General features: G+C 54.7%; 17 protein-coding genes, 1 pseudogene and 1 other annotated feature (1 of these 19 only partly in view). Of the genes and pseudogenes, 5 read left to right on the forward strand and 13 right to left on the reverse strand.

What is annotated here, in order from left to right; translation table 11 throughout:
* Positions 1-19: 19 nt before the first annotated feature.
* Positions 20-556, forward strand: a complete 537-nt coding sequence (locus AB2B48_RS03940; protein ID WP_220440577.1) for a YniB family protein — start codon at positions 20-22, stop codon at positions 554-556.
* Between the two features lie 57 nt (positions 557-613).
* Here the strand turns inward: AB2B48_RS03940 and yciA are convergent, their stop codons facing one another.
* Genes yciA through AB2B48_RS03955 form a run of 3 tightly spaced genes read right to left on the reverse strand, consistent with a single transcriptional unit; the run spans position 614 to position 2358 of the window.
* On the reverse strand, positions 614-1012 hold the full coding sequence (gene yciA / locus AB2B48_RS03945) for an acyl-CoA thioester hydrolase YciA (protein WP_333496359.1): 399 nt from the start codon (positions 1010-1012) through the stop codon (positions 614-616).
* 15 nt (positions 1013-1027) lie between these two features.
* Positions 1028-1567, reverse strand: coding sequence for a septation protein A (locus tag AB2B48_RS03950; RefSeq protein WP_185666008.1), 540 nt, complete (start codon positions 1565-1567; stop codon positions 1028-1030).
* Between the two features lie 47 nt (positions 1568-1614).
* Complete coding sequence (locus AB2B48_RS03955; RefSeq protein WP_368300859.1) at positions 1615-2358, reverse strand: YciC family protein; 744 nt, start codon at positions 2356-2358, stop codon at positions 1615-1617.
* A 393-nt stretch (positions 2359-2751) separates the two neighbouring features.
* On the opposite strand from AB2B48_RS03955, the gene ompW reads away from it, so the two are divergent.
* The gene (ompW, locus tag AB2B48_RS03960) at positions 2752-3387 is read left to right on the forward strand and encodes an outer membrane protein OmpW (RefSeq protein WP_185666010.1); all 636 of its coding nucleotides are present in this window, start codon (positions 2752-2754) and stop codon (positions 3385-3387) included.
* Between the two features lie 177 nt (positions 3388-3564).
* The gene (locus AB2B48_RS03965; RefSeq protein ID WP_368300860.1) at positions 3565-3798 is read left to right on the forward strand and encodes a hypothetical protein; all 234 of its coding nucleotides are present in this window, start codon (positions 3565-3567) and stop codon (positions 3796-3798) included.
* Between the two features lie 286 nt (positions 3799-4084).
* Here AB2B48_RS03965 and AB2B48_RS03970 read toward each other — a convergent pair.
* From AB2B48_RS03970 to AB2B48_RS03980, 3 genes and pseudogenes are all read right to left on the reverse strand, one after another.
* Positions 4085-4255 (reverse strand): annotated as a pseudogene (locus tag AB2B48_RS03970) (hypothetical protein); the annotation flags it as partial.
* 223 nt (positions 4256-4478) lie between these two features.
* Positions 4479-4721, reverse strand: coding sequence for a hypothetical protein (locus tag AB2B48_RS03975; protein WP_220440575.1), 243 nt, complete (start codon positions 4719-4721; stop codon positions 4479-4481).
* Positions 4722-4946: 225 nt separating this feature from the next.
* Positions 4947-5153, reverse strand: a complete 207-nt coding sequence (locus AB2B48_RS03980) for a hypothetical protein (protein ID WP_185666380.1) — start codon at positions 5151-5153, stop codon at positions 4947-4949.
* A 723-nt stretch (positions 5154-5876) separates the two neighbouring features.
* Between AB2B48_RS03980 and AB2B48_RS03985 the strand changes: the two genes are divergently transcribed.
* On the forward strand, positions 5877-7400 hold the full coding sequence (locus AB2B48_RS03985) for an EAL domain-containing protein (protein WP_368300861.1): 1524 nt from the start codon (positions 5877-5879) through the stop codon (positions 7398-7400).
* A 9-nt stretch (positions 7401-7409) separates the two neighbouring features.
* Here the strand turns inward: AB2B48_RS03985 and AB2B48_RS03990 are convergent, their stop codons facing one another.
* Both AB2B48_RS03990 and AB2B48_RS03995 read right to left on the reverse strand, forming a co-directional pair.
* Positions 7410-8042 (reverse strand): LysE family translocator, encoded by a 633-nt coding sequence (locus AB2B48_RS03990; protein WP_368300862.1) that lies wholly within the window; start codon positions 8040-8042, stop codon positions 7410-7412.
* A 261-nt stretch (positions 8043-8303) separates the two neighbouring features.
* Positions 8304-9251: a quinone oxidoreductase family protein gene (locus AB2B48_RS03995; protein WP_368300863.1), complete on the reverse strand. Its 948-nt coding sequence runs from the start codon at positions 9249-9251 to the stop codon at positions 8304-8306.
* A gap of 75 nt (positions 9252-9326) precedes the next feature.
* On the opposite strand from AB2B48_RS03995, the gene AB2B48_RS04000 reads away from it, so the two are divergent.
* Positions 9327-9782, forward strand: a complete 456-nt coding sequence (locus AB2B48_RS04000; RefSeq protein ID WP_368300864.1) for a MarR family winged helix-turn-helix transcriptional regulator — start codon at positions 9327-9329, stop codon at positions 9780-9782.
* A gap of 32 nt (positions 9783-9814) precedes the next feature.
* On the opposite strand, the gene trpA is transcribed toward AB2B48_RS04000, so the two are convergent.
* Genes trpA through AB2B48_RS04025 form a run of 5 tightly spaced genes read right to left on the reverse strand, consistent with a single transcriptional unit; the run spans position 9815 to position 16346 of the window.
* Complete coding sequence (trpA, locus tag AB2B48_RS04005; protein ID WP_368300865.1) at positions 9815-10624, reverse strand: tryptophan synthase subunit alpha; 810 nt, start codon at positions 10622-10624, stop codon at positions 9815-9817.
* On the reverse strand, positions 10624-11817 hold the full coding sequence (trpB, locus tag AB2B48_RS04010) for a tryptophan synthase subunit beta (RefSeq protein ID WP_312658163.1): 1194 nt from the start codon (positions 11815-11817) through the stop codon (positions 10624-10626). The genes trpA and trpB overlap by 1 nt, the downstream gene beginning before the upstream one ends.
* 9 nt (positions 11818-11826) lie before the next feature.
* Positions 11827-13185, reverse strand: coding sequence for a bifunctional indole-3-glycerol-phosphate synthase TrpC/phosphoribosylanthranilate isomerase TrpF (trpCF, locus tag AB2B48_RS04015; RefSeq protein WP_333011807.1), 1359 nt, complete (start codon positions 13183-13185; stop codon positions 11827-11829).
* A 3-nt stretch (positions 13186-13188) separates the two neighbouring features.
* A complete protein-coding gene (gene trpD, locus AB2B48_RS04020) occupies positions 13189-14784 on the reverse strand; it encodes a bifunctional anthranilate synthase glutamate amidotransferase component TrpG/anthranilate phosphoribosyltransferase TrpD (RefSeq protein WP_333011806.1) in 1596 nt (531 codons plus the stop codon).
* Positions 14784-16346, reverse strand: coding sequence for an anthranilate synthase component 1 (locus AB2B48_RS04025; RefSeq protein WP_185666020.1), 1563 nt, complete (start codon positions 16344-16346; stop codon positions 14784-14786). Before AB2B48_RS04025 ends, trpD begins: the two co-directional genes overlap by 1 nt.
* Before the next feature lie 34 nt (positions 16347-16380).
* Positions 16381-16409 (reverse strand) — a sequence feature (Trp leader region) (it continues 64 nt past the right edge of the window).

Consider the following 16409-nt stretch of genomic DNA (forward strand, 5'->3'; position numbering starts at 1 on the left):
GTCTTAACAAGGGGAACCCATGACGTATCAACAAGCTGGACGCATTGCCATCCTGAAGCGGATTGCCGGGTGGGTTATCTTTATACCCGCGGTGATCTCAACGCTGATTTCCGTACTCAAATTTATGTACGAGCACAGCGCGAAACAACCGGGAATCGATGCCGTCATGATGGATTTCGTGCACGTGATGGTCGAAATGATGCGTTTCAATACGCCATTCTTAAATATCTTCTGGTACAACTCGCCGCAGCCGGATTTTAACAACGGGCTGAACATCATGTTCTGGGTTATCTATGCGCTGATTTTTGTCGCGCTGGCGCTGCAGGACTCCGGTGCGCGGATGTCGCGTCAGGCGAAATATTTGCGGGAAGGGGTGAACGATCAGCTGATTCTGGAGAAGGCGAAAGGGGCGGAAGGGCTAAGCCGCGAAGCGCTGGAAGCACGAGTCGAAGTACCGCGCCACACGATTCTGGTACAGTTTTTCCCGCTCTATATTTTGCCGATTATCATCATCGTGATTGGCTACTTTGTTTTGAAGGTGCTGGGTTTTCTTTAACGCCCGCCGCCACCAGGCCTACCAACAACAAGCCCGGCGAGTGCCGGGCTTGTTGTTTTATGCCGCTGGAATCGCGCGCGGTTTACCCTGGGGGTCAACCGCGACGTAGATAAACAGCGCCTCGGTGGCCTTATAGCGCTGGCCAATGGGCTCCGACGACACCTTTTTCACCCATACTTCAATATTGATAGTGACCGACGTGTTGCCACGTTTTACGCAGCGCGCGTAGCAGCACACCACATCACCTACCGCAACGGGACGCAGGAAGGTCATGCCATCGACCCGGACGGTCACCACGCGACCATGAGCCACTTCCTTCGCCATAATGGCGCCGCCAATATCCATTTGCGACATTAACCAACCGCCGAAAATATCACCGTTGGCATTGGTATCCGCAGGCATGGCTAACGTGCGTAATACCAGCTCACCCTGAGGCGCGTCATTTTGTTGTGTCATGGTTCTTCTCTGTACTTACTTATGATCGTCTTGCGGCATATGGCGATAGATGTACACGCCGCTCAGCACGGTGAACACCAGCGTCAGGGCAGTTAAGCCAAACACCTTAAAGTTTACCCAAATTTCCTGTGGTAACCAGAAAGCGATATAGATATTGGCCAGGCCGCAGAGAATAAAGAACACCGCCCAGGCCAGATTCAACCGTGACCATACGGTTTCCGGCAGGGTGAGCTCTTTGCCCAGCATGCGCTGGATCAGCGGCTTTTTCATTACCCACTGGCTTACCAGCAGCGCGCCGGCGAAGAGGGCATAAATCACCGTCACCTTCCATTTAATAAACTCATCGTTATGGAAGAAGATAGTCAGACCGCCAAACACCGCCACCAGAATAAAGGTGATCAGCGCCATTTTTTCAACTTTGCGATAGCGCACCCAGCTATAAATCAGCACCACGGCGGTGGCCACGATCAGGGCGCTGGTGGCCGCATAGATGTCATAAATCTTGTAAAAGGCGAAGAAGACAACCAGCGGTAAAAAATCCAGAAACTGCTTCATACTTCGATTCCGTAGTTCAGCGCTGCCCACCGATGGGCAGCATCAGTTTATTGACGAATAAGCATATACACGCGGAATAAATAGATCAGCAACAGCGCGGAAACAAGGTTGCTAAGGGTATTTACCACCACGGCGCCGAGGTAAGGCGTCAGCACGGCAAAGCTGGAGGCCATCAGCAGCAGCAGCATTTTTGCCAGCATCCAACCGATAACCGCCGGTGCGATAAGACGGATATTCGCCCAGCCCAGACGCGTACTGACGCGAACGGCAGAGAATACGCCAAGCTTATCCTGCACCATGATGATTGGCGCAAAGGCCAGCACGATAGCCAGCAGAATGCCGGGCACGATAATCAGCATCATACCCATCTGGATCAGGAAGGTACTGATAAAGATAAGCACAAACAGCTTCGGCAGCACGGGCGCGCTTGCGCCAATAGCACGTAGGGCGCTGACGCGATGCCCGGCGGAGATAAGCTGGATAAGCAGCAAAATTCCGCCCGCGAGAACCGCGTTACCGATGAGCCCCGAAAAAGTTGAAGCCGCTGAGGAACGCAGCAGAATTTGCTGCTGCTCCGGCGTCATGTTCTGTACCAGATCGAACAGACCGGTGCTGCCCGCCAGGTTATCCCCAACGGTCAGCGTCGCCAGCTGATCGTCGCTAGGTGAGAAGGCATGACCGAGCACTACGGTGATAAATGAACAGAGCAAAGCAATCAGTAAGATGGTGACAAACTGATTACGGAAAAAATTACCCGTGTCACGGTATACAGACTGCGCCGTGATAGACATGCACTCTCCTTGAGTATGGCAGGTGTTGATTAGCCGGCAATTGTACCGCAAATCGTGTAGCCGTAGCACGTCCCGCGCGAGCCGGGCTAAGTATATCTTTGTAAAGAGAAACTCACGACAAGGGGCACGGTAAGCGTGTGCCGGTTTACGCAGTACATTGTTCCAGCGTTCTTATCATTCAATGGTTGCTGCAAAAACCATGATATGGCCGTTTTTCCTAGGAAAATCATAGAATTGATATGGGCGCAAATGACGTATTTTCAGAAAATGGCAAAAATTAATCTGGATCAATAAATGTTAAATCTAATGATTTAGTGTGATCCGTGTAGGATCAAAGGTAACTCGTTATGGGTATATTTGCCGCGCTTGAAAAACCATAATGAGGAAGTGGATATGAAAAAGTTAGCAGCAGTTGCATTAATGTTGAGTACCTTTTCCGGCGGCGTCTGGGCGCACGAAGCAGGTGAGTTTTTCATCCGCGCAGGTTCGGCGACCGTCAGGCCAACGGAAGGGTCTGATAACGTATTGGGCAGCCTCGGCAGCTTTAACGTTAGCAACAATACGCAGCTCGGCTTGACCTTTACCTACATGGCCACGGACAACATCGGTATTGAGTTGCTGGCCGCGACACCGTTCCGTCATAAGGTGGGAACCGGGCCGACGGGGAATATCGCCACCGTGCACCAGTTGCCACCGACGCTGATGGCGCAGTGGTACTTCGGCGACGCGCAGAGCAAGTTACGCCCGTATATCGGCGCGGGTATCAACTACACCACCTTCTTTGATAACGACTTTAACGATACTGGTAAAAAAGCCGGACTTTCTGACCTGAGCGTCGACGACTCCTGGGGAGCGGCAGGGCAGGTTGGGCTGGATTATCTGATTAACCGCGACTGGCTGCTGAACATGTCGGTCTGGTATATGGATATTGATACTAACGTTAAATTTAAAGCGGGCGGGGCCAACCAGAGCGTGAGTACGCGTCTTGACCCGTGGGTATTTATGTTCTCGGCGGGCTACCGGTTCTAACTGTCCTGACAACGCTGGTCATTCTATGGTCAGCGTCTTCTCTTGCCAGGAATGTTCCGCATTTAAAGTATACATTCCTTTTTCTTAGTCACCGTAAATAAAAGCCCTTACTATTGATAACGCACTATTTTATCAATGAAGTCAGCGTTAACGGTGGGTGCGAAAAAGAGAACAGGAATGGCAAACAAATACCTCAATTACAACACGCGAACGGAAGCACTTCGGCAGTTAAAAGCACCGGGGGATAGTATTCTGATAGTGCCCTATAACGATGGCGGCTTTCAGCGGGAGTCGACCAGTTTAAAAGCCGCTGCCATTAAACAGAGTATGAAGATTGAGTTGAAATCTGTGCTGTTGGTGGTAGAGGGGGAATTGCCACAGCGTTTTTTACGCGTGACCAAAATAGCGTAATCGGTGATGTGCTACTGATGATAATAATAAGGCTCCCTTAGGAGCCTTATTATTATTTAACGATTTGGGCATTCAACACGACGCCTTTTTCTTCCACAATTCGCAGCAGGTGGCCTGCTTTTCCCCAGTCGCCGTTAGACTGCTGGCGCCAGCCTTTTTCTACCAGAAACTCTTCAGCGGCGATGCCTTTCATACCCAGAATGGTTTCTGCCTCGCCTACGATCTGACCATACTTCTTATTCGCAGCAGTTGCTGGTTTAGGCGTCGTTTTGGCAAGTGGTTTGCCTGCATTGGCGGCGTTCTGTGCCTTGGTTTTGTTGATGTCGCAGGTGACGCCTTCCGTCATCTGCGTGCAGCCGGAACGGATGAGTTGCTCGCGGTATTTGGCATTAATCGCGTGAGCCGGAGCAGAGGCCATGACGGTGAAGACCAGCGCGGAAAGCATGAATTTTTTCATTAAGGATGATGCCTGTGTTGTGTGTTTCGTTATATCCATTGCCGTTCTTATACACTAAAAACTGAAGGGTATTGTGCCAATCAGTTCGTCGTAAAATAACCGCGACAACCGTATTTTATTGGTGGCTACTTTTTTTCATCGCTATAGCGGCGAGCATTATCGTACAGATTGATGCACATCGTATGACCTCACAAAAAATCCCCCCCATCACCAGGGGGGTTGTCTACCACAGACTAAAAATGAATGATGAACAGCTTAAAAACGTTTGCGGCACATAGTGCAACAGCGCGACTAAGGCGACGATTAGGGAGTGAACTAGCGCCTTCATCGGCATAGCCACCAGTCCCTGAGAAAGCGTCAGGGTCAGGTTTAACGTCGTTAGCGATACGGTAATCACCGCCATCGTCAATGCGAACGTAATGCCCATAATCCAACCTAGCGAACAGCAAGCGCGTAGTAATACCATTTTGAAAATCCTCTACATCAAACACGCTACTGTGCTTTAGTCAGTTGTGGCGAAAATAAAAATATCGTAAACAATACCGTTTAACCGTCGAGGTTCAATTATGTCGCTTATAAACGACATATTCCGCGCACGGATAACCCGTAAAACATCAGCGTGTTTTTTTTATTCTCACTTAAAAGTGATTACATTGGCCTACCGTCAGTCGATATAAATAAAAAAGCGTATTTACTCGGTTATCTCCGGATTGTTTTCCCGATACAGCACGAGCGCTTCGGTAATAATCTGCTGCTTACTTTTTCGCGTTTGGCTTGCCACATCACGAACGTATTCACAAAGCTCGTCTGCGACACGCGCACTCAGCATTGTCAGCCCCGCATTCAGGCTTTCGCCACGACGTCGGCGCTGAGCAGGATAGGTTCTGGCGTGTTTCATGCGATTCTCCACGTCACCCGAGACATTATTTTTCTGCATGAAATATGAATGCGCGTAAATGACATGTCAACGTACGAATAATGGCTTAGATATTGTATTAAAAACGTTAAGTGTGAAGAGGATTGTCTGACATGGGTTTCGAGTGAAGGGTTCGGCCGCGCGTAATGAAGTCTCAGTTATCTTTTGATGTTCGGTGTTACATTTTGAAGCAGGATTGAACGCGGGAAAAATGTGCGGTAGACCTTGTCAGGTTATTGAACAGAAGAAAATTCAGTCTGGGCAAAGCATTACGTTATGTTAAGGAGTAGGGGAATGCTCCCTGATTTTTGTATGATTTATTCATCTTCGTTGCGTCGTTATTCATTATTTAATGTGAAATTATCGGCTCTGTATCCAGGTTACTAGTACGGAAATGGTCAATTTTTTCGCAACAGTTTTTTAAAAAAAAGCGGAGGCATATCGCTTTATGGGCATCAGAAAAATGATCGATATTTGATTAATATCAAAAATAGATAAGCGTCTGTAATACTTAAAACGATCGGACGATGCCAAAAAAATAGTTTTAGAATTAATCATTAGCGTGGAAAGCGATAGTGTCTATGGCGGGGGACCGACATTTTTCATTCACGTTACAGTGCGCATGGCATTTCTGCAGATTTTCTACCATGCTCAAAGTATAAAGCTTACCGCGTCGCCGCTCTCACTTATAGCCAGGTAGCGTTAATGCGCAATGTCCTTATTCCCATCATCGCCGCGGCGCTTCTGCTGATTTCCGGTATTTTTATTCTCAATGCCCAGCTCTGGTATTCGCTGCGTTCTGAACGCCTGGCGGGGGCGCACTATGCGGCGCGGAATATTGTCACTATGTTGGATGAAGCGCAGGAGGCCAGCGGGGTAGCGGACGAGGTTATTGTCAAAGGTTGTGATGCCCAGGGGCAGTATCAGTTGGGCACTGAAGCGGCGCTACAGCCGCATCTTCGCACGCTGCTTATCTTTAACGATGGCAGGGTGTGGTGCTCCTCGTTGCCGGGTAATCACGTACTGCTACTGCATGTGGCGCAGATCCCAGAGAAATCGCTGCTGTTATTGTCAAAGGCGAACACGGTTGACGATCGTCCGGTGCTCCTGTTTCAGCGCCGTTATACCGGCAAACGGATCATCATCACCGTGAGTGACCGACACATTCGCGACGTACTCAATACGCCGCTTCGCGATGCAAATTATTCACTGGTGGTCGATAACCAGGTGATGAGCCTGTACGGCGATATCTATCCGCAGCCTGGGAATCTGCCCGGTCACAGCATGGTGAGCGCGGAACGTTATCCCTTTGGTATCCAGTACAACCTCCCCGTGCTGTTCAGCGCCGGGCGGCTGATTCATCAAGGGGGCGGGATCCTGATTTTCCTGCTGCTGCTTTCCGGGGGGGCCGCCTATGCGCTGTATAAATACCTCAATAAAAGCACGACGCCGGAAGAGACGCTGCGCAAAGCGATTGCTAAAGGAGAAATCGTGCCTTACTACCAGCCCATCGTAAACGGTCGGGAAGGGACGCTGCGCGGCGTGGAGGTGCTGGCCCGTTGGAAGCACCCCAAAGCGGGCTTTATCTCGCCCTCGGTCTTTATTCCTGCGGCTGAAAAATCGGGCTTAATTGTGCCACTAACCCGCAGCCTGATGGCGCAGGTGGTGGCGCATATGAATGCCATTGAGAGCAAACTACCGGAAGGTTTTCACATCGGGATTAATTTCAGCGCGTCGCACATTGTAGACCCAGGTTTTGTGGCCGAGTGTCTGGCGTACAAGCAGAATTTTTCCCGTCAGGATCTGAATCTGGTGATTGAAGTCACGGAGCGGGAACCGCTGCATGTCGATGAGCATCTGATTCAGACGCTGAACATGCTGCACGAAAATGGCTTCGCTATTGCGCTGGATGATTTCGGCACCGGCTACTCCGGGCTCTCTTACCTGCACGACCTGCATATCGACTATATCAAAATCGATCAGAGCTTTGTTGGCCGGGTAAACGCCTATGAAGACTCGACGCTGATCCTGGATTCCGTGCTAGGGCTGGCGCGTAAACTCTCAATCAGCATCGTTGCTGAAGGCGTCGAGACCCAGGCGCAACTCGATTACCTCAGCCGAAATAACATCACCTACCTGCAGGGATTCTATTTTTTCAAACCCGTATCCCTGCCTGAGCTAGTCAAAATTCTGCTGTCGAAGCCCAAGGTCAGGGTGGTTGTTGAATAGCCCAGACCGCTAGCGGCGTGATTCAGTGGCAATCTTGATAGCCAACCCCGTCAATACGCCACCCATCAGCCAGCGCTGAATCGTGCCAAACGAGGGGCGACGCACCAGAAACAGCGCAATGGTTCCGGCGGAGAGCGCGACCAGCGCGTTGATCGTCACGCTAATCACAATCTGCGTCATGCCCAGCATCAACGACTGCGTCAGCACGCTGCCGCTGGCAGGGTTGATAAACTGCGGCAGTAGCGAAAGGTAGACGATGGCAATTTTAGGGTTCAGCAGATTGGTCAGAAAACCCATCAGAAACAGCTTGCGCGGGCTGTGCTGGGGCAGTTCTTTAAGCTGAAACGGCGAACGTCCGCCAGGGCGCACCGACTGCCACGCCATCCACAGTAGATAGGCCACACCGGCAATGCGCAGTGCATCATAGGCATAGGGTACCGCCATCATTAGCGCGGTTAAGCCAAAGGCGGCGCTGACCATATAGAAGATAAAGCCCAGCGCTACGCCGCCGAGCGAGACCAGCCCCGCAGTGCGCCCCTGCGAAATCGAACGTGAAATAAGGTAAATCATATTGGGGCCAGGGGTGAGCGCCATGCCCAGTGAGACGAGGGCGAACGCGAAAATATTGTGGAACTCTGACATGGGTAACTCCAGCGGGGCGAGGAGTTTTTATACTACGACGTCTCATTCACACGGGCGAGACAATTGTTGGTAGGGAACTGCTCCCGGGGTCGGCACGAGACCAAAAAAAAGCCCGCATCGAATGCGGGCAAAAATACTGGAAGCAATGTGAGCAATGTCGTACCGAATACCTGAGTGATTTGCTCAACTATTCGGTAATGAGAAAGATAATATTTCTCATTTAAGATATCAACCCTATCTTTTGTGTGAAACCGCTTTTTTTTATTCGAGGGTGAAAACCGTACGTTTCTGGCTGTCATCCAACGGCCAGGCGGTAGCAACGTTTTGCAACGCCACGGGCGTAGTCGCGATGGTAAAACCACCAGCGACTGCCGCATTCAGCATCTCGCCGGTCGCAAGCAACAGTTGCGCCATCGGCAGGCTGCCAATCCCGCTGCCCATTAGCTGCAGCGGGGTAGAACGCAGCACCGCGCCGTTAAGGGTAATATCGCTTCCCGCAAGCGACCCGACCTGTACGTAGCGAATCGGTGTGTTGCCGGAGCTGTATTTCGCCAGCGCGGGCAGCAGCAGTTCCGCGCTGTGCCCCCAGAGATAATCGACGACGGCATCAATACCCTGGTTGGCCTGAACGGCGAATTCCGCGCTGAGGGTGGTGTCATCGCCGGTGAGCAGAATGGTGGCATCAGCGCCCAGCGTCGCGAGCGCACTGGCGTTACGCCCGGTGGCGATCACCTTTTTGGCGCCGAGATAGCGGGCAATCTGCACCGCTAACTGCCCGGCGCTGCCGGTCGCGCCATTTACCAGGACGGTTTCACCAGCCTGGAAATTCGCGCGCTTCACTAGCGCAGCCCAGGCGGACATCCCCGGGTTGGCCATCGCGGCGGCAGTGACATCATCTAAGCCATCCGGTAGCACAAAGCAGTTCTGACGGGCGAGAGGCGCGTACTGCGCCATGCTGCCCCATGGCGCGGTGGGGAAGGCAAAGTAGACCCGCTCGCCGGTAGGGAGCGTGCCGGTGCCGTCGATACCCACTACAAACGGCAGCGTGCCGTCAAAGCTGTAGTGTTTGCCGGAGGCGCGGCTTTTCACCACGTGGCTGATGGCGGCGGCGCGAACGTGAACCAGCGTCTGCTCATCTCCCCTCTGTGGTTCATCAAAATCGGCCCATACCGGGCCCTGGGCGAGGTCAAAGACCACGGCTGCTTTCATAAGTGTGTCTCCAAAAGGTATTTATGTGTAAAATGCACATATCAGATAACGGCACTATACTCGCCTGGAGAATATATGCAATATGCACATAATAATTATGACATCACGGAATTCCACGGCGCGCTGCTGGATATCATTGGCGTGATGAACCAGCCCGCCCGCGACGAGCCGTTGTTACAGGCGGCAGGCGTGCAACTGGAACAGCTGCTGTTTCCGCTGCTGGTGGCGATAGGCCGTCGTGGGCCGATAGGGGTAGTGGAGTTAGCCGATAACCTCGGGCGGGATTACACCACCGTTAGCCGTCAGGTGAAGAAGCTTGAAGCGCAGGGGTTGGCACACAAGCAGCCGAACGCGCACGACAGGCGAATTAGCGAAGTGACGTTGAGCGAGCAGGGGCAGGCGATTTTTGCGCAGATTGCGCGGGCCCGACAGAAACTGATGAATCAGGTGCTGGCGAACTGGTCGCCGGAAGAGGTACAGGCGCTGTTTACGCTGACGCGCAAATACGCCGACAGCCTGCAACAGCAATAAGCCGCCTGACGAGCGTCAGGCGGCCTGAGGCATTACGCCGATTTGGTTGCCGCCTTCATGCTGGTGACAAAGCTTGAAAGCTCATCCAGCATCACCTGTGGCTTCTCGACGTTGCGTTCAATGATTTTGACAATCGCGGAACCCGAGATAGCCCCGGCAGCACCCGCTTCGATGCTCGCGGTGACCTGATCCGGTGCAGAGATACCAAAGCCCTGCAGCGGCGGTGCGGCGTTGTACTCTGCCAGTTTTTCCACCAGATGATGCAGCGGCAGCGCGGCGCGGGTTTCGGTACCGGTTACGCCAGCGCGGGAGAGCAGGTAGGTATAACCCCGGCCATGCTCGGCAATCTGGCGCAGCAGTTCATCGTCGGCGTTTGGCGGGCAGATGAAGATTGGCGCGACGTTGTGGCGCATCGCGGCCTGACGGAACGGCGCGGACTCTTCCACCGGCACGTCGGCAACCAGCACGGAATCGACGCCGACGCGAGCACACTCGGCGTAGAACGCATCGATACCGCGGTTGAAGACCAGGTTGGCATACATCAGCAGGCCAATCGGAATCGTCGGGTGCTTGTGGCGAATCGCTGCCAGCATCTCAAAGCACTGGGTCGGCGTGACGCCCGACGCAAAGGCGCGCAGGGTTGCGTTCTGAATAGTCGGGCCATCGGCCAGCGGGTCAGAGAACGGGATCCCCAGCTCCAGTGCGTCCGCACCGGCGGCAATCAGCGTGTCGATAATCTTCAGCGACTGCTCTGGGTTTGGGTCGCCCAGGGTGACGAAGGGAACAAACGCGCCTTCCTTGCGGGCCTTCAGTTGAGCAAACAGGTTGTCATAGCGTTCCATCAGATTTCCCCTCGCGCTTTCAGAATATCGTGTACGGTAAAGATGTCTTTGTCGCCGCGACCGGACAGGTTAACGACCAGCAGCTGCTCTTTTTCTGGGTTTTCACGCATCATTTTCAGCGCGTGGGCCAGGGCGTGAGAAGACTCCAGCGCCGGGATAATCCCTTCGTGGCGGCTGAGTTCCTTGAAGGCGTCCAGCGCTTCGTTATCGGTAATCGACACGTACTCGGCGCGACCAATGCTGTTCAGGAAGGCGTGCTGCGGCCCAACGGACGGGAAGTCCAGACCGGCAGAGATAGAGTAAGACTCTTCAATCTGGCCTTCATCGGTCTGCATCATCGGCGATTTCATGCCGAAGTAGATGCCAACACGACCGTGCTTCAGCGGCGCGCCGTGTTCGCCGGTTTCGATACCGTGACCGGCTGGCTCAACGCCAATCAGGCCGACGCTGGTTTCGTCGATAAAGTCGGCGAACATCCCGATGGCGTTAGAACCGCCGCCGACGCAGGCAATCACGGCATCCGGCAGGCGACCTTCTTTTTCGCGGATCTGCACTTTGGTCTCTTCGCCAATCATGCGCTGGAACTCACGCACGATGGTTGGGAACGGGTGCGGGCCTGCGGCGGTGCCGAGCATATAGTGCGCGGTTTCATAGCTGCCAGACCAGTCGCGCAGCGCTTCGTTACAAGCATCTTTCAGCGTAGCGGAGCCGCTGTGTACCGCGATAACCTCTGCACCCATCAGGCGCATACGGAAGACGTTTGGCGACTGACGTTCGATATCTTTCGCGCCCATATAGATGCGGCACTTCAGGCCGAGCAGGGCGCAGGCGAGTGCGGAAGCCACGCCGTGCTGACCGGCGCCGGTTTCGGCGATGATCTCAGTTTTGCCCATGCGCTTTGCCAGCAACGCCTGGCCCAGCACCTGGTTGGTTTTGTGCGCGCCGCCGTGCAGTAAATCTTCACGCTTAAGGTACAGCGTGGTTTTGGTGCCTTCCGTCAGGTTACGACACTTGGTCAGTGCCGTTGGACGACCGGCATAGTTTTTTAGCAGGTCAGTAAACTCTGCCTGAAACGCAGGGTCTTTCTGGGCGCTGACGAAAGCCTCTTCCAGCTGGCGCAGGGCGGGCATCAGAATCTGCGGAACGTACATCCCGCCAAATTCACCAAAATAGGGGTTCAGTAAAGTGCTCATTATTGCTCCTTAATATGCGCGCAGCGTTTGAAATGCCGAGGCCAGTTTGCTGGCATCTTTAATACCCGGCTGTGACTCTACGCCTGAATTGAAATCCAGCCCGACGCAGCCGCTTTTGGCCGCTTCTACGCAGTTATCTGCGCTTAAACCACCGGCCAGAATCACGTTGCTCAGATCCTGACCTTGTAACAGTGCCCAGTCGAAACGCTGCCCGGAACCGCCCTGACCGTTGTCGAACACGTATTTATCGACGTGGTTGAGGTCACGAGGTGGCAGCGTGTCGGCGACGCTCAGCGCTTTCCAGATTTGCACGCTGGCAGGCAGTTCGGCGCGTAGGGCGTCGATATAAGCCTGGTCTTCGCTGCCGTGTAGTTGAACCGCTTTCAGCTGCAATGTCGTCGCGCGTTCCACGACCTCGGCTGTTGGGGTATTACGGAACACGCCCACGTAGGCGAGCGGGGCGCCATTCATCACGTCACGCGCCTGCGCATCGTTTACCGCACGCGGCGAGGTGGGCACAAAAATCAGGCCGCCGTAGATAGCACCGGCTTCATAGGCCGCCTGCGCATCTTGTGGGCGGGTCAGCCCGCAGACTTTGTTTTCGCCCAGCAGCACGCGGCGGACGGCGGCGTTCAGGTCATCGTAGGCCATCATCGCCGAGCCAATCAGGAAGCCGTTGGCGTAGTGGCTCAGGTCACGCACCTGCGCGTTGGTATTGATGCCGGATTCACTGATCACCGTGACATCGTGGCCCAGACGCGGCGCCAGTTGGCGAGTGCGGTTCAAATCGATAGAGAGGTCGCGCAGGTCACGGTTATTGATACCCACGACCTTCGCCTTCAGCGCAATCGCGCGCTCCAGCTCCTCTTCGTTGCTGACTTCGGTCAGCACGCCCATGTTCAGGCTATGCGCGACTGCCGCCAGTTGACGATACTGCTCGTCGTCCAGCACGGAGAGCATCAGCAGGCAGGCGTCTGCCTGGTAGAAACGCGCCAGGTAGATCTGGTAGGCATCGATAATAAAGTCTTTGCACAGAATCGGCTGCGGCGCGATGCCGCTGACGATAGGCAGGAAGTCAAAGCTGCCCTGGAAATACTTCTCATCGGTTAGTACGGAAATTGCCGAGGCGTAGTGCTTATAAACGTTAGCAATGCGCGCCGGGTCGAAATCATCGCGGATCACCCCTTTCGACGGAGAAGCTTTTTTGCACTCCAGAATAAAGGCGGTGCGGGTGCCGCGCAGCGCATCATAGAAGCTGCGCTGGCTTGGCTGTACGTCGTTCTGGAACGAGGCTAACGGTTGTTGCTGTTTACGGGCTTCTACCCAAATCGCTTTATCGGCAACGATTTTTGCTAATACGGTCTGCATTTCTTATCCTCTTGCCGCTAATGCGGTGACGCGGTCGTAGGCTGCACCACTGTGCAGAACATCCAGCACCTGTTGTACGTTGGCTTTCAGGTCTTCGTGACCGTACAGGCGCATCAGCATGGCGACGTTGACCGCCACCGCGGACTCATGGGCCGCTTCACCTTTACCTTGTAGCAAGCGCGTCAGAATGTCACGGTTTTCTTCCGGCGTGCCACCGGCCAGTTCGGCCTGATGATAAGGCTTGAGGCCAAAGTCATCGGCGGTCAGCTGGTAGCTCTTAATTTCGCCCTCATTCAGCTCCGCAACGACCGTTGGCGCGTGCAGCGACACTTCATCCATTCCGCCGCTGTGAACGACGGCGGCACGCTGGTAACCCAGCACGCGCAGGGTTTCAGCAATCGGCAGCACCAGTTCCGGACTGTAGACGCCAATCAGCGCCAGCGGCGGGTGCGCCGGGTTAATCAGAGGCCCCAGCACGTTGAACAGGGTGCGGGTTTTCAACTGCTGGCGAACCGGCATGGCGTGGCGGAAACCAGTGTGATACTTCGGTGCAAACAGGAAGCACACCCCGAGTTCATCCAGCGCCTGACGTGATTTGTCGGCATTCATATCGAGATTAATGCCGAAAGCAGCCAGCAGGTCAGAAGAGCCAGACTTACTGGAGACGCTGCGGTTACCATGCTTGGCGACCTTCAGACCACACGCCGCAGCGACAAAGGCACTGGCGGTGGAAATGTTGATACTGTTGCTGCCGTCGCCGCCGGTGCCAACGATATCGGCAAACGGATAGTCCGGGCGTGGGAACGGCGCGGCGTTTTCCAGCAGGGCGGTGGCGGCACCGGCAATCTCATTCGGACTTTCGCCGCGAATTTTCATACTCACCAGCGCGGCGGCCAGCTGCTCCGGCTTCACTTCGCCGCGCACTACGGCGGAGAAGAGCTGATGGCTCTCTTGCTGAGACAGGGTTTCGGCTTGATACAGTTTTTCCAGAATCGGCTGCAGCGTGTTGCTCTGCTCCAGTTTTTGCAGCGCCCATGCCAGCGTTTGTTCCAGCAGGCGAGCGCCCTGCGTGGTCAGAATAGACTCCGGGTGGAACTGGAAACCGCAGACGCGATCCGCGTCGTGACGTACTGCCATCACCATGCCGTTGAAATGGGCGTTGATGGTTAAACCGGCCGGAATGTTGCTGCCTACCAATGAGTGGTAGCGCGCCACCGGCAGCGGGTTGCTTAAGCCGGCAAACATCGCCTGGCCGTCGTGTTCAATGCTGGAGGCTTTGCCGTGCAGAATTTCGCCTGCCTGACCAACATAGCCGCCGTAGGCTTCAACAATCGCCTGATGACCGAGGCAGATGCCGATAATCGGCAGCTTGCCACGCATGCGGGTCAGCAGCTCAGGCATACAGCCCGCTTCAGACGGGGCACCGGGGCCAGGAGAGAGCATCAATACCGGGTTATCCATGGTGCCCAGACGCTCAATTAAGGTCTGTGCTGGAACGTGGTTACGGTAAATCACCACGTTGTGCCCGTTTGCGCGCAGCTGATCTGCCAGGTTGTAAGTAAAGGAGTCGATGTTATCGAGCAGCAGAATGTCAGCCATCAGAAAATCTCCTGTGCATGATGAGCGGTGGCGATGGCGCGCAGAACCGCACGAGCTTTATTACGGGTTTCGTCGGCTTCAGACTGCGGAACGGAATCCAGAACCACCCCAGCGCCTGCCTGAACGGTCGCAATGCCGTTTTCGACGAACGCGGAGCGGATAACGATGCAGGTATCGAGGTCGCCGTGGGCGGTGAAGTAACCCACCGCGCCGCCGTAGCTACCGCGACGTTTGCCTTCAGCGGCAGCAATCAGCTGCATCGCACGCACTTTCGGCGCACCGCTCAGGGTGCCCATGTTCATGCAGGCGCGGTAGGCGTGCAGCACGTCGAGATCTTTACGCAGCTCGCCAACCACGCGGGAGACGAGGTGCATCACAAAGGAGTAACGGTCAACTTTGGTCAGGTCTGCCACGTAGCGACTGCCCGGCGTACAGATACGTGCCAGGTCATTACGCGCCAGGTCAACCAGCATCAGATGCTCGGAGAGCTCTTTATGGTCGGTACGCATTTCCAGCTCAATGCGGCTGTCGAGGTCGCGGTCCAGCGAGCCGTCAGCGCGGCGACCGCGTGGGCGGGTACCGGCAATCGGGTAGATCTCAATCTGGCGGTTGGTCGCGTCATACTTCAGCGAGCTTTCCGGCGACGCTCCGAACAGGGTGAAGTCGTTGTCCTGCATAAAGAACATATACGGGCTTGGATTGCTCTTCTTCAGCACGTCGTAGGCGGCAAGCGGAGAAGGGCAAGGCAGCGAGAAGCGGCGAGACGGTACCACCTGGAAGATTTCCCCGGCGCGAATCGCTTTTTGCATCTTACGCACCACATCACCGTACGCTTCGTCACTTTGGTTCGTTTCGCAGCGCATGGTGCTAATTTCATGCACCGGCAGCGCTGACGGCGGCTCGTTCAGCTGCTGGCGAACCTGGGCGATACGCTGCTGCAGGCGGTCTTTTTCTGATTCTGATGGCGTAAACAGGCTGGCCTGAATACGCGTGTTTTTGGTCTGGTGATCAATCACCAGCAGCGTTTCGGCCAGATAGAAGCAGTAGTCCGGGCAACTGGTGTCGCTTTCCAGTTGCGGCAGGTCTTCGAAACCCGCGACCAGGTCATAGGCAAACAGGCCGCCGAAGAACATTGCTTCACGTTCGTTTTGCGGAACGATCACCAGCTCTTGTAACAGGCGGAAGGCGTCGAACACCGACAGTGAGCACAGGCGAGCATCTTCATCCAGCAGCGAACTCACCGCCGGGAAGCGCAGCACGCGGCAAGTTGGCTGGCGGTTGTTTTCGACGCCCGCTGGCAGCGCGGCATCCAGCAGCGGCAGCAGGGAAGCGCCGTTATCGGACAGCGCCTGAATGGTGACGGTATCGCCCAGCGCGGTGATGCGCAGCGCACTATCGACCAGCAGCAGGCTCTTTAAATCGTTTTTGCTATCAATGTCGGCTGATTCAAGCAGTAGCGTCGCCGGGCGCGCACCGCACAGCTGATGGAACAGCGCGGTGGGATTTTCACGGTAAATCGCGTCACTGGTCAGAAGCTCGAGCATAGGTTTTTGTGTTTGCATCGTTGTTCTCGCCTGTTCTGAATAATTTTTACTTAATAAAAAGCCCGCTCATTGGCGGGCCGG

Source organism: Kluyvera sichuanensis, from assembly GCF_040930405.1.
Lineage (GTDB): Bacteria > Pseudomonadota > Gammaproteobacteria > Enterobacterales > Enterobacteriaceae > Kluyvera > Kluyvera sichuanensis.

What these genes read in the sequence shown, in the direction of transcription:
- AB2B48_RS03975 (WP_220440575.1), bottom strand. Translation starts at nt 4,721, where the DNA reads ATGGTATTACTACGCGCTTGCTGTTCGCTAGGTTGGATTATGGGCATT.
- trpA (WP_368300865.1), bottom strand. Translation starts at nt 10,624, where the DNA reads ATGGAACGCTATGACAACCTGTTTGCTCAACTGAAGGCCCGCAAGGAA.
- AB2B48_RS04000 (WP_368300864.1), top strand. Translation starts at nt 9,327, where the DNA reads ATGCAATATGCACATAATAATTATGACATCACGGAATTCCACGGCGCG.
- ompW (WP_185666010.1), top strand. Translation starts at nt 2,752, where the DNA reads ATGAAAAAGTTAGCAGCAGTTGCATTAATGTTGAGTACCTTTTCCGGC.
- AB2B48_RS04025 (WP_185666020.1), bottom strand. Translation starts at nt 16,346, where the DNA reads ATGCAAACACAAAAACCTATGCTCGAGCTTCTGACCAGTGACGCGATT.
- AB2B48_RS03965 (WP_368300860.1), top strand. Translation starts at nt 3,565, where the DNA reads ATGGCAAACAAATACCTCAATTACAACACGCGAACGGAAGCACTTCGG.
- AB2B48_RS03955 (WP_368300859.1), bottom strand. Translation starts at nt 2,358, where the DNA reads ATGTCTATCACGGCGCAGTCTGTATACCGTGACACGGGTAATTTTTTC.
- AB2B48_RS03990 (WP_368300862.1), bottom strand. Translation starts at nt 8,042, where the DNA reads ATGTCAGAGTTCCACAATATTTTCGCGTTCGCCCTCGTCTCACTGGGC.
- trpCF (WP_333011807.1), bottom strand. Translation starts at nt 13,185, where the DNA reads ATGCAGACCGTATTAGCAAAAATCGTTGCCGATAAAGCGATTTGGGTA.
- AB2B48_RS03980 (WP_185666380.1), bottom strand. Translation starts at nt 5,153, where the DNA reads ATGAAACACGCCAGAACCTATCCTGCTCAGCGCCGACGTCGTGGCGAA.
- yciA (WP_333496359.1), bottom strand. Translation starts at nt 1,012, where the DNA reads ATGACACAACAAAATGACGCGCCTCAGGGTGAGCTGGTATTACGCACG.
- AB2B48_RS03985 (WP_368300861.1), top strand. Translation starts at nt 5,877, where the DNA reads ATGCGCAATGTCCTTATTCCCATCATCGCCGCGGCGCTTCTGCTGATT.
- trpD (WP_333011806.1), bottom strand. Translation starts at nt 14,784, where the DNA reads ATGGCTGACATTCTGCTGCTCGATAACATCGACTCCTTTACTTACAAC.
- AB2B48_RS03940 (WP_220440577.1), top strand. Translation starts at nt 20, where the DNA reads ATGACGTATCAACAAGCTGGACGCATTGCCATCCTGAAGCGGATTGCC.
- trpB (WP_312658163.1), bottom strand. Translation starts at nt 11,817, where the DNA reads ATGAGCACTTTACTGAACCCCTATTTTGGTGAATTTGGCGGGATGTAC.
- AB2B48_RS03995 (WP_368300863.1), bottom strand. Translation starts at nt 9,251, where the DNA reads ATGAAAGCAGCCGTGGTCTTTGACCTCGCCCAGGGCCCGGTATGGGCC.
- AB2B48_RS03950 (WP_185666008.1), bottom strand. Translation starts at nt 1,567, where the DNA reads ATGAAGCAGTTTCTGGATTTTTTACCGCTGGTTGTCTTCTTCGCCTTT.